At 72.8% G+C, this 11,937-nt stretch carries 9 protein-coding genes; 3 read left to right on the forward strand and 6 right to left on the reverse strand.

Annotation, left to right across the window (positions count from 1 at the left end):
* Window positions 1-31: 31 nt before the first annotated feature.
* The 4 genes from CD790_RS34820 to CD790_RS24280 form a co-directional block, all read right to left on the reverse strand.
* Window positions 32-1,255, reverse strand: coding sequence for a hypothetical protein (locus tag CD790_RS34820; protein WP_186319204.1), 1,224 nt, complete (start codon window positions 1,253-1,255; stop codon window positions 32-34).
* Between the two features lie 298 nt (window positions 1,256-1,553).
* Window positions 1,554-3,233: a phospho-sugar mutase gene (locus CD790_RS24270; protein ID WP_144385441.1), complete on the reverse strand. Its 1,680-nt coding sequence runs from the start codon at window positions 3,231-3,233 to the stop codon at window positions 1,554-1,556.
* A gap of 278 nt (window positions 3,234-3,511) precedes the next feature.
* On the reverse strand, window positions 3,512-4,333 hold the full coding sequence (locus CD790_RS24275; RefSeq protein WP_144385442.1) for a purine-nucleoside phosphorylase: 822 nt from the start codon (window positions 4,331-4,333) through the stop codon (window positions 3,512-3,514).
* Between the two features lie 205 nt (window positions 4,334-4,538).
* Window positions 4,539-4,976: a gamma-glutamylcyclotransferase gene (locus CD790_RS24280; protein ID WP_144385443.1), complete on the reverse strand. Its 438-nt coding sequence runs from the start codon at window positions 4,974-4,976 to the stop codon at window positions 4,539-4,541.
* 230 nt (window positions 4,977-5,206) lie between these two features.
* Here CD790_RS24280 and CD790_RS24285 point away from each other — a divergent pair, with 230 nt between their 5' ends.
* Entirely contained in the window at window positions 5,207-6,655 is a 1,449-nt protein-coding gene (locus CD790_RS24285) for an NAD(P)H-quinone dehydrogenase (protein ID WP_144385444.1), read from the forward strand.
* A gap of 181 nt (window positions 6,656-6,836) precedes the next feature.
* A complete protein-coding gene (locus tag CD790_RS24290) occupies window positions 6,837-7,838 on the forward strand; it encodes a DeoR/GlpR family DNA-binding transcription regulator (protein WP_399218144.1) in 1,002 nt (333 codons plus the stop codon).
* Window positions 7,839-8,007: 169 nt separating this feature from the next.
* On the opposite strand, the gene CD790_RS24295 is transcribed toward CD790_RS24290, so the two are convergent.
* The gene (locus CD790_RS24295; RefSeq protein WP_144385446.1) at window positions 8,008-8,601 is read right to left on the reverse strand and encodes a TetR/AcrR family transcriptional regulator; all 594 of its coding nucleotides are present in this window, start codon (window positions 8,599-8,601) and stop codon (window positions 8,008-8,010) included.
* Between the two features lie 295 nt (window positions 8,602-8,896).
* Between CD790_RS24295 and CD790_RS24300 the strand changes: the two genes are divergently transcribed.
* Window positions 8,897-10,081, forward strand: coding sequence for an esterase family protein (locus CD790_RS24300; protein WP_144385468.1), 1,185 nt, complete (start codon window positions 8,897-8,899; stop codon window positions 10,079-10,081).
* A gap of 105 nt (window positions 10,082-10,186) precedes the next feature.
* On the opposite strand, the gene CD790_RS24305 is transcribed toward CD790_RS24300, so the two are convergent.
* The coding region (locus CD790_RS24305; protein WP_144385447.1) for a biotin carboxylase N-terminal domain-containing protein at window positions 10,187-11,937 on the reverse strand (1,751 nt) is incomplete at its 5' end.

Below are 11,937 nucleotides of genomic sequence, written 5' to 3' on the forward strand. Positions count from 1 at the left end.
GGCCGGCGCTACGGCGAGCTGACGGCCGGCGCTACGGCGCGCTCGGCCAGACCAGGGCCATGTAGGCGCCGAAGTACGCCGAGGAGAGGGCGGCCGTGCCCAGGAGGATGGTTCGGGTGCGGGGGGCGGCGGTGGTGAGGGCGGTGGCGATGGGGAGGAGGAGGGGGAAGCCGGGGAGGAGGAAGCGGGCGCGGGGGAAGTAGACGCCGCCGCTGCCGAGGACGATGAGGAGGAGGACGCCGGTGAAGACGAGGAGGGGAAGCGGCTGGCGTTGGGTGAGGGAGACGAGGAAGAGGGCGGTGGAGGCGATGATGACGGTGGAGACGACGACGAGGAACATCTGCGGGCGCGGCTGGTAGGCGAGGATGGTGCGCAGTTCGCGGAGGGTGTCCGCGCCGCCGTCCCACTCGTTGGTCCAGGTCCGCTGCACCGCGAAGTAGCCGTCCCAGCGGCCCAGGCGTACGCCGACCCAGCCGATGTAGCCCAGCCAGCCCAGTGGCGCCAGCGCCGCGCCCAGCAGGACGCGCCCGGGGGCCGGAGCGCGTTCCTTCGCCCGTGGCCCGTCTCTGCGCCGCCGCCACAGCGTCAGCGCCGCCGTCGTCAGGACGGCCGCCGCCACCGCGATGCCCGTGGGGCGGGTGAGGCCGGCCAGCAGGGAGAGGGTGCCGGCCCAGAGCCAGCGTTCGGTGAGGACGGCGTAGAGGGACCAGGCGGCCAGGGCGGTGAAGAGGGACTCGGTGTAGCCCATGGACTGGACGAGGGCGACCGGGGTGGCGCCCCACAGGACCGTCAGCAGGACGCCGGTGCGGCGGCCGTAGAGGCGGTCGCCCACGGCGAAGACGCCCCAGGCGGCGATCATCGAGGCGCCCAGCGAGAGCAGCAGGCCCACGGAGGCGCGGGAGCCCGGCGTCACTCCCGCGACCGCCTTGACCAGCACCGGGTAGAGCGGGAAGAACGCCAGGTTGCAGCTGTCACGGGCGCCGGTGAGGACGTGGTCGTAGCCGTGGTCGGCGATGCGCAGGTACCACTTGGAGTCCCACTTGTCGGCCAGCTGGGGCCAGAGGCCGTGCCCCTTGAGGTGCGCCCACTTGGCGAGGACGACGATGCCCAGCAGCCGTACGGCGGCGTAGCCGAGCAGGGCGGGGGCGGCGTGGCGCAGGGCGCGGCGGAGCGGGGCGGTTCTTCGGGGACGGGGCGGCGGCACGGTGGTCACCTGCGGCGCCGGTGAGGCCGCGGGGGAGGCGTACGGGGCCAAGGCGCGCCTCCTGGGGCCGGGGAGTTGAGCGGGGGACCTGGCCCCAGGGTCTCCCGTCCCGCGGACCCCGGCCCGGGAGGCTGCGACAGGTGCAGTACGGGATCCACCCGTACGGGCGGTCCGGCCCGATGCGCCGTGGCGGACTCCGGCCCGATGTGCTGTGGCGGCCTCCGGTCCGGCCGACCCCGGTCCTCGCCCGGGGCGCGCCCGCGATCCTCGGGCGGGCCGCCGTGCCCGCGCCGCATGGCGAAGGGCGCGGTCCGGAGGTACCGGACCGGGCCCTTCCGGCGTCGCGTCGTCAGATGCCCGCGGCGCTCGCCAGGTCCGTCTTCAGGGCCGAGAGGACGGTTTCGGCCTCGGCATGGGCGGCGGCCAGGGCGTCGGTCGAGGCCACCTCGACCACGGCCTCCAGGTAGCACTTGAGCTTGGGCTCGGTGCCGCTGGGGCGGACGATCACGCGGGCGGAGCGGACGCCCCGCTCGGGCGAGCCCGTGAGGTGGTAGCGGAGGCCGTCCGTGGGCGGCAGGGCCGCGCTGCCCCGGGACAGGTCCTCGGCGCTCGCCACCGCCAGCCCCGCCAGCTCGGTCGGGGGCTGCTCGCGCAGCCGGCGCATGGCGGAGGCGATCAGGGAGAGGTCCTGGACCCGCACCGAGAGCTGGTCGGTGGCGTGCAGACCGTGCTCGACGGCGAGGTCGTCGAGGAGGTCGGTCAGGGTGCGGCCCTCGGCCTTGAGGCCGGCGGCCAGTTCGGCGACGAGCAGGGCGGCGGTGATGCCGTCCTTGTCGCGGACGCCGCCCGGGTCGACGCAGTAGCCCAGCGCCTCCTCGTAGGCGTAGGCCAGGCCGTCGACCCGCGCCAGCCACTTGAAGCCGGTCAGGGTCTCCTCGTACGGGGCGCCCGCCGCGCCCGCGATGCGGGAGAGCAGCGAGGAGGAGACGATCGTGGTCGTGAACGTACCGCCCTCTCCGTCGCGGGCGGCGCCCTTGCGGACCAGGTGGGCGGCGAGCAGCGCGCCCACCTCGTCGCCGCGCAGCATGCGCCAGCCGCCCTCGACGGCGGCGTCCGGCACGGCCACCGCGCAGCGGTCCGCGTCCGGGTCGTTGGCGATCACGATGTCCGGGTTCGCCTCGCGGGCCGTGGCGAAGGCCAGGTCCATCGCGCCCGGCTCCTCCGGGTTGGGGAACGCGACGGTGGGGAAGTCGGGGTCCGGCTCGGCCTGCGCGGCCACCACGGTCGGCGCGGGGAAGCCGGCGCGGGCGAAGGCGGCGGTGAGGGTGGTCCGGCCGACGCCGTGCATCGGGGTGTAGACGACCCGTACGTCGCGCGGGGAGCCCTCGCTGAGCACCGCGTCGGTGCGGGCCAGATAGGCGGCCACGACGTCGTCGCCGAGCGTCTCCCACCCCGCGTCCGGACGCGGCACGTCGGCGAGCGAGGCGACGGCGGCGATCTCGGCGGCGATCTCACCGTCGGCCGGCGGCACGATCTGCGAGCCGTCGCCCAGGTAGACCTTGTAGCCGTTGTCGCGGGGCGGGTTGTGGCTGGCGGTGACCTCGACGCCGGCCACCGCGCCCAGGTGCCGGATGGCGAAGGCCAGGACCGGGGTGGGCAGCGGCTGGGGCAGCAGCGCGGCGCGCAGGCCGGCGCCGACCATCACGGCGGCGGTGTCCCGGGCGAAGTCGGCGCTCTTGTGGCGGGCGTCGTAGCCGATGACGACCAGGCCGCCGGCGTGGCCCTGCTTGCGGAGGTAACCGGCGAGGCCGGCCGCGGCCCGGATGACCACGGAGCGGTTCATCCGCATCGGGCCGGCGCCGAGTTCGCCGCGGAGCCCGGCGGTGCCGAACTGGAGGGTGCCCGCGAAGCGCACCGAGAGTTCGTCGACGTCCCCGGCCGCGATCAGCTTGCCCAGCTCGTCGCGGGTGTCGGGGTCGGGGTCCTCGGCCAGCCAGGCTTGGGCGCGGGCGATGAGTTCGGACTCCACGGGGCTCCTCCGGAGGGTCGGCGATACGGGTGCGGTGCGTGCACGGGTCGGGGTGCGGCGGGCGGTGGGCCCGGCGCCCGGAGCGGATGTCCCTCACTCATACGGTGCCCCAGGCGTGCGCCCGCCGCCCGGCGGCCGGAACAGAAGCCCACCGCCGAATCCCCTGACCCGATACATGCTCTGGGTCAAGCGATTCCGCGATGGGCTGCCGGTGCCGGGCTGGGCGTGGGATCAGATCCGGTCGGAACGGTCCTCGGGATCCGGATCCGGGGTGGCCGTCAGATGCGGTCCAGGACCTGGGCCAGCAGGGTCCCCATGCGGGCGGCGGAGTCGCGCCCGGCCTGGAGGACCTCCTCGTGGTTGAGCGGCTCGCCGGTCATGCCGGCGGCGAGGTTGGTGACCAGGGAGATGCCGAGCACCTCCGCACCGGCCTCGCGGGCCGCGATGGCCTCGAGGGTGGTGGACATGCCGACCAGGTCCGCGCCGAGGGTGCGGGCCATGTGGATCTCGGCCGGGGTCTCGTAGTGCGGGCCGGGGAACTGGAGGTAGACGCCCTCCTCCAGCGACGGGTCGACCTCGTGGCACAGCTGGCGCAGCCGCGACGAGTACAGGTCGGTGAGGTCCACGAAGTTGGCGCCCACGATCGGCGAGGTGGCCGTCATGTTGATGTGGTCGCTGATCAGCACCGGCTGGCCGGGGCGCATGCCCTCGCGCAGGCCACCGCAGCCGTTGGTCAGGACGACGGTCTTGCACCCGGCGGCGACGGCGGTCCGCACGCCGTGCGCGACGGAGGCGACGCCGCGGCCCTCGTAGAAGTGGGTGCGGCCCAGGAAGACCAGCACGCGCTTGTCATTGATCTTGTACGAGCGGATGGTGCCCGCGTGGCCGGCGACGGCCGGCGGCGGGAAGCCGGGGAGCTCGGTGACCGGGAACTCGTGCTCCGGCGCCCCGAGGGCGTCGGTGGCGGGGACCCAGCCGGAGCCCATGACCAGGGCGACGTCGTGGGTCTCGGCACCGGTGAGCTCGCGCAGTCGCGCGGCGGCGGCGTCGGCGGCGGCGTACGGGTCGCCCTGGATGTCCGAAGTAACTGAAGCGTTCACGCGGACGAGCGTAACCGCTAATCTCCTACGCGCGTAGACCTTCGTTGAAGCAGTGCCCGGATCGTTGTCTTTATCACGCACGCCCGGTGACCGGGCGCCCGCCCCGCGCGCAAGGCGTAGGCGGGCGTGTGCGGACGGCCCTGACGAGGCCCGGCGCGCCCGGCGCGGCCGACGGCGTGGCGTGGCGCGCTCTCGACGGACGGCCTCAGCAGGGGCGCTTGCGCAGCTCCATCACATAGTCGTGCGGCGCGCCCGCCGACTCCGCCGCGTCGGCGATCTCCCCCAGATAGCGGGCGGACGGCAGCCCGCCCTCGTAGCCGTTGAGCACGTACACCCAGGCGGCCTCGTCGCCCTCCAGCGTGTGCGCCCGGACCCGCATCCGCCGGTAGATGTCGAGGCCGACGCCCTCCCAGCGGTCCATGGACTCCTCGTCCATCGGGGCGATGTCGTACAGCGCGACGAACACCTGGGAGCGGGGCGCCTCGACGATGGTGGCGAGCGCGCCCTCCCACCCCATCTGTTCTCCGCCGAAGGTGAGCCGCCAGCCGGTGATCCATCCCGTGCCGCGCAGCGGTGAGTGCGGTGCGCGGCGGGACATCAGCCGCGCGTCGAGGTTGCCGGCGTACGCGGCGTAGAGCGACATGGTTCCGAGGGTACGGGAGTGGAGCGGAATGGCAGGTGGGGTGGCAGGCTCGTAGTGCGATTCGCATGGAATACGGACATCCGATCGCCGGATGACTCGTATGTCGGTTCGCATGACACATGTACCGGTGGTCCCCGTGGCGGCCGGTGGAGGAACCTACGGAGCGCTACGCGGAGCCACGCAGGGCTACCGCCAACCCCGAGCGGAGCGGTGTTGATGGGTGCGGGACAATGGAGTACGTGACTCGGATCGTGATCATCGGTGGCGGACCCGGCGGCTATGAGGCGGCGCTGGTCGGCGCCCAGCTCGGCGCGGAGGTGACCGTCGTCGACTGCGACGGTCTGGGCGGGGCGTCGGTGCTCACCGACTGCGTGCCCTCGAAGACGTTGATCGCCACGGCCGAGGTCATGACGACCTTCGACTCTTCGTACGAGGAGTTGGGGATCATCGTCGCCGATGACACCCCGCCGATGGAGCAGGCGGCCCGCGTGGTCGGCGTGGACCTGGGCAAGGTGAACCGACGAGTCAAGCGCCTCGCGCTCGCCCAGTCGCATGACATCACCGCCTCGGTCACCCGCGCGGGCGCGCGGGTGATGCGCGGCCGCGGGCGGCTGGTGCCGACCCAGTCCCCGGACGGCACCCGAGAGGTGATCGTCCAGGCGGCGGACGGCCGGGAGGAGACGCTGACCGCCGACGCGGTGCTGATCGCCACCGGGGCCCATCCGCGGGAGATCCCGGACGCGCTGCCGGACGGGGAGCGCATCCTCAACTGGACCCAGGTCTACGACCTCGACGAGCTGCCCGAAGAGCTGATCGTGGTTGGCTCGGGTGTGACCGGTGCCGAGTTCGCCGGCGCGTACCAGGCGCTCGGCTCCAAGGTCACCCTGGTCTCCAGCCGGGACCGGGTGCTGCCGGGCGAGGACCCGGACGCGGCCGCCGTGCTGGAGGACGTGTTCCGCCGCCGCGGCATGAACGTGATGTCCCGGTCGCGGGCGCAGGCCGCCAAGCGGGTGGGCGACCGGGTGGAGGTGACCCTGGCCGACGGTCGGGTGATCACCGGCACCCACTGTCTGATGGCGGTCGGCTCCATCCCCAACAGCTCCGGCATCGGCCTGGAGGAGGCCGGGGTCCGGCTGAAGGAGTCCGGGCACATCTGGACCGACAAGGTCTCCCGCACCAGCGCGCCGGGCGTGTACGCGGCGGGCGACTGCACCGGCGTCCTGGCGCTGGCCTCGGTGGCCGCGATGCAGGGCCGGATCGCGATGTACCACTTCCTCGGCGAGACGGTCAGCCCGCTGGACCTGAAGACCGTGTCGGCCAACGTGTTCACCGACCCCGAGATCGCCACGGTCGGCTACTCCCAGGCGGACGTCGACGGCGGGGTCATCGACGCCCGGGTGGTGAAGCTGCCGCTGCTGCGCAACCCGCGCGCCAAGATGCAGGGCATCCGGGACGGCTTCGTGAAGATCTTCTGCCGTCCGGGCACCGGGATCGTCGTGGGCGGCGTGGTGGTCTCGCCGCGCGCCAGCGAGCTGATCCACCCGATCTCGATCGCGGTGGACAACAATCTGACGGTCGAGCAGATAGCCAAGGCCTTCACGGTCTACCCCTCGCTGTCCGGGTCGATCGCCGAGGTCGCCCGGCAGCTGCACACGCGGAAGACGCAGAGCCAGCTGTGACGCGGCGGCCCGCCGGCGCGCGTTCGCCGGCGGGCGTCGTTCGAGGTCGCGCCCCATACCATCTCGAAGGCTCGACAGCGAACAACTTCTGCTAATTGGTGCAAGCTGCTGAAACCAGACGGTCGTTGGCGTTACTGTCAGTTTCGTGTTCGCTGCAGAACGTCGCCAATTGATCCTTGAAATGGTGCGGGCGAACGGGGCCGTGTCGCTCCGTGAGCTCGCCCGTGTCGTCCAGACCTCAGAAGTGACCGTACGGCGGGACGTGCGGGCGCTCGAGGCGGAAGGACTACTCGATCGCCGGCATGGCGGTGCGGTGCTGCCGGGCGGATTCACCAGGGAGTCCGGCTTTCCGCAGAAATCCCATCTAGCGACCGCGGAGAAGACGGCCATCGCCGATCTCGCGGCCGGGCTCGTCGAGGAGGGCGAGGCGGTCGTGGTCGGCGCGGGGACGACGACGCAGGAGCTGGCCCGCCGGCTCGCGCGCGTGCCCGGCCTGACCGTGGTCACCAACTCCCTGCTGGTCGCACAGGCGTTGGCACATGCCAACCGGGTCGAGGTCGTGATGACCGGCGGCACCCTGCGCGGCTCCAACTACGCGCTGGTGGGCAGCGGTGCCGAGCAGTCCCTCCAGGGGCTGCGGGTCTCCCGGGCCTTCCTCTCCGGCAGCGGGTTGACCGCCGAGCGCGGCCTGTCCACCTCCAACATGCTGTCGGCGAGCGTGGACCGGGCCCTGGTGCAGGCCGCCGCGGAGGTGGTGGTGCTGGCCGACCACACCAAGTTGGGCACCGACACCATGTTCCAGACGGTGCCCACGGATGTGATCACCCGGCTGGTGACGGACGAGCCGCCCGCGCACGACGAGCGGGCCGCCACGGAGCTCCAGGCCCTCGCCGACCAGGGGGTGCAGATCGCGGTGGCCGGGCCGGGCGCGGGGTCCGGCTCGGGCTCCGGGGGCGCGGTCGGGGCGGACGGCGGCCCGGCGGTGCGCCCCTCACCCCGGCTGGGGCCGGGGGGCGGCGGTCATGCGCCGGGCCGGGGCGCCGAGGAGGGCATGCCGCTGCCGGGACAGCGGCGGGCCCATCCGCAGGGGCCGGGCGGCGGGCCGCAGCTGCGCGGCACGGTGCCCCTGGTGGAGCAGCAGGGCGGCGGCCGGGTGGCCGATCTCGCCCCTCGCCGCCGCTGAACAGCCAGGTTGTGGACAGCCGTTCCCCAGGCGGAGCGGGTGGACACAACCTGGCACCGATCGCCCCGGCCGCCGGCCGGCCCACGCGGGTCGGCCGCACCGCACGCGGCCGCCCCGAGGGGTGGGGCGCCACGGCGGGGGCGGGGGCGGTCCGGGCGCGGCGATCGGCTCAGCGGGCCTTGAGGCCGGTGAAGGTCAGGGTCAGCAGTCGATCGGCCAACTCCGGGTCCTCCGGTGACTGTTCCACGGCCAGTGCGATGGCGTTGGTGAGCTGCATCAGGTCGTCGATCTCGACCTCGGCCCGCACCGCGCCCGCCTCCTGGGCGCGGGCCAACAGGGCGCTGCCCGCCTCGCGCAGGGGCTGGCGGCAGCGGGAGAGCTCCGAGCAGCTGTCGGCGGAGGCGGAGAGGAAGGCGCGGGCCAGCCCCCGGTAGGTGCTGGCGTGGTCGATCACCGCGCGCAGCCAGTCGACCAGCGCATGGCAGGGCCGCGGGGCCTCGGCCAGCTCGTGGGAGCGGGCCATCAGCGCGTCCATCTCCCCGTAGAAGACGGCGCCCATGAGCGCGGTGCGGTTGGGGAAGTGCCGGTAGAGGGTGCCGATGCCGACGCCCGCGCGACGGGCGATGTCCTCCAGCGAGGCGTCGGTGCCATGCTCGGTGAAGGCGGTGCGGGCCTCCGCCAGCAGCCGCTCGTAGTTGCGGCGCGCGTCGGCGCGCATCGGCCGCCCGGTGGAGGTGCGCTCCTGCGCCGCTTCGGTCGCCATCGCCGGTCCTCACCCTTCCTCTGGCTGCCTGTGTGTCCAGGATGCCATTGGGCGGGGCGCCGCGGACCCGGCATGCGGCGTCCCCGTGCGCTCCGGTGTGTGCCGGTGTCGGCCGGGGCCCGTGCCGAGCCCCGGCCTGCCCCGTCTCGCGCGGGAGTGGCCAGGGGGTGGCACGACGGCGAACAACAGGGGTCATAAAACGAACAGAAGGGAAAGTCCTCTCATCTCAGGCAACGCCGGTTCGCGCAGGCGCCATCACACAAGGCGCTGAGAACCGGAGTGGAGAGACGACATGATGGAACTGACCAGCCGATCGCTCGCCTACACCGTGACCGGGGCCGCGGTGGTCAGCGTGGGACTCACCGTCTGGCTGTGGCCACGGTTCGCCAGCCGAGGCGTGGCCGCCGTCCTCGGCAGACTCGGCTCCATCGCGGTCACCCAGCTGGCGATCGTCTCCGCGCTGGCGCTGGCGGTGAACACCAACTTCCAGTTCTACGGAACCTGGGACGAGCTGCTCGGGAACGACGACGGGGCGCCCGCCGCGCTGGAGAAGTGGGGCGCGGGCGACGGCACCGGGCCCGGGGGAGACCTCAAGGGTGCCCTCGTCCAGCCCGCCGGCCCGGAGGGGCTGGAACGGGTGCACGGGCTGCCCGAGGGACGGCCGGAGAAGGTGGGCAAGGTCGAGTCCGTGCGGATCATCGGCCGGCGCAGCCAGGTGGCCAACCCGGCGTACGTCTACCTGCCGCCCCAGTACTTCCAGCGCCAGTACGACCGGCAGCGGTTCCCCGTCATCGTCGCCATCAGCGGCTACCCCGGCGGGTCCTTCCTGCTGGCGCAGCACCTGAGGGTGCCCCAGACCGCGGGGAAGCTGATCGGGAAGGGCAAGCTCCAGCCCAGCGTCGTGGTGATGATCCGCCCGACCATCGCCCCGCCCCGCGACACCCAGTGCGTGGACGTGCCGGGCGGCCCGCAGGCCGAGACCTTCTTCGCGCAGGACCTGCCGGAGGCGCTGCGGGGCCACTACCGGGTCGGCCGCGACGCCGGTGCGTGGGGCGTGCTCGGCTACTCCTCCGGCGGTAGCTGCGCGCTCCAACTGGCCATGCGCCACCCCCGCACCTACACGGCGGCGGCCGCCCTCTCCGCCGACTTCAAGGTCAAGAACGACCCGACCACCGGCGACCTCTTCGGCGACGGGGACGGTCGGCTGCGCCGGATGCGCGAGCACGACCTGGTGTGGCGGCTGGAGAACCTGCCCGCCCCGCCGGTCTCGGTGCTCGTCGCGACCAGCCGCAAGGGCGAGGGCAACTACCCGGCGGCGAGGAGGTTCCTGGACGCCGTCAAGCCGCCCATGCGCGCCGACTCCCTCGTCCTCGACCAGGGCAGCCACAACTTCCGCACCTGGCGGCGTGAGCTGCCCGCCTCCCTGGAGTGGATGAGCCGTCAGCTGACCTTTCCGCAGGACCTGGCGACGGATCGCTGAGGCCGCCCGCCCCCGAACCCGCGGGGGAGCGAGAAACGCCGGGGCGGGCTGGAGAGATCCAGCCCGCCCCGGCGTTCGTTCCCGAGCCCGTGTCGGGCCCTGGTGTCAGTCCTTGATCTCGCAGATGACGGCGCCGGAGGTGATGGACGCGCCGACCTCGGCGGCCAGTCCCTTGACCGTGCCCGCGCGGTGCGCGTTCAGCGGCTGCTCCATCTTCATCGCCTCCAGGACCACGATCAGCTCACCCTCGGCGACCTGCTGACCCTCCTCGACCGCCACCTTCACGATCGTGCCCTGCATCGGCGACGCCAGCGCGTCCCCCGAAGCCGCCGAACCCGACTTACGAGCCGCCTTCCGCTTCGGCTTCCGCGCACCGCCACCCGCAGCGGCCGCGGTGGCGACACCCAGAGACGCCGGCAGAGAGACCTCCAGCCGCTTACCCCCGACCTCGACCACCACCGTCTCCCGGGACTCGGCCTCGGCCTCCTCCACACCGGTGGGCGTGTAGGCGGGGATGGTGTTGACGAACTCCGTCTCGATCCACCGGGTGTGCACCGTGAACGGGTCGGCGGTGAAGGCGGGGTCGGTGACCACGGCCTGGTGGAACGGGATCGCGGTCGCCATCCCCTCCACCTTGAACTCCGCCAACGCCCGCGCCGCCCGCTGCAGCGCCTGCTCACGGGTGGCACCGGTGACGACCAGCTTGGCCAGCAGCGAGTCCCACGCCGGACCGATCACCGACCCGCTCTCCACACCCGCGTCCAACCGCACACCCGGACCCGACGGCGGGGCGAACAGCGTGACCGTGCCCGGAGCGGGCAGGAAGTTACGGCCCGGGTCCTCACCGTTGATCCGGAACTCGAACGAGTGCCCCCGCACCGCCGGGTCCCCGTAACCGAGCTCCTCACCATCGGCGATCCGGAACATCTCCCGCACCAGATCGATACCGGTGACCTCCTCGGTCACCGGGTGCTCCACCTGAAGCCGGGTGTTGACCTCCAAGAAGGAGATCGTGCCGTCGTTGCCGACCAGGAACTCCACCGTGCCGGCACCCACATAGCCGGCCTCCTTGAGGATGGCCTTGGACGCCGCGTACAGCTGCGCGTTCTGCTCCGGCGACAGGAACGGGGCCGGGGCCTCCTCCACCAGCTTCTGGTGACGCCGCTGAAGGGAACAGTCACGAGTGGAGACCACCACCACGTTGCCATGCTGATCGGCCAGACACTGCGTCTCCACATGCCGCGGCTTGTCCAGGTAGCGCTCCACGAAGCACTCACCCCGACCGAAGGCGGCCACCGCTTCCCGCACCGCGGACTCGAACAGCTCCGGCACCTCCTCCAGGGTGCGGGCGACCTTCAGACCACGCCCACCACCACCGAAAGCAGCCTTGATCGCGATCGGCAGCCCATGCTCCCGCGCGAACGCCACGACCTCCTCCGCACCCGAGACCGGATCGGGCGTACCGGCGACCAACGGAGCACCCGCACGCTGCGCGATATGACGAGCGGCGACCTTGTCACCCAGATCCCGGATCGCCTGCGGCGGCGGACCGATCCACGTCAACCCCGCATCGATCACCGCCTGCGCGAACTCCGCGTTCTCAGACAGGAACCCGTACCCCGGATGCACCGCGTCCGCACCCGACTCCGCCGCCGCGGCCAACACCTTGGCCATATCCAGATAACTGGCCGCCGGAGTGTCACCGCCCAGCGCGTAGGCCTCGTCAGCCGCACGCACATGCACCGCGTCCCGGTCCGGCTCGGCGTACACAGCTACGCTCGCGATCCCGGCATCCCGACAGGCACGGGCAACGCGGACAGCGATTTCGCCACGGTTGGCGATGAGCACCTTGCGCA

Origin of the sequence: Streptomyces sp. SAJ15 (assembly GCF_007595705.1) — a bacterium.
Lineage (GTDB): Bacteria > Actinomycetota > Actinomycetes > Streptomycetales > Streptomycetaceae > Streptomyces.

Excerpts from the sequence above, each read along its gene's own strand:
- CD790_RS24280 (WP_144385443.1), bottom strand. The coding sequence starts at position 4,976 with ATGTCGCTCTACGCCGCGTACGCCGGCAACCTCGACGCGCGGCTGATG.
- CD790_RS24300 (WP_144385468.1), top strand. The coding sequence starts at position 8,897 with ATGGAACTGACCAGCCGATCGCTCGCCTACACCGTGACCGGGGCCGCG.
- CD790_RS24295 (WP_144385446.1), bottom strand. The coding sequence starts at position 8,601 with ATGGCGACCGAAGCGGCGCAGGAGCGCACCTCCACCGGGCGGCCGATG.
- CD790_RS24290 (WP_399218144.1), top strand. The coding sequence starts at position 6,837 with ATGGTGCGGGCGAACGGGGCCGTGTCGCTCCGTGAGCTCGCCCGTGTC.
- CD790_RS24285 (WP_144385444.1), top strand. The coding sequence starts at position 5,207 with ATGGAGTACGTGACTCGGATCGTGATCATCGGTGGCGGACCCGGCGGC.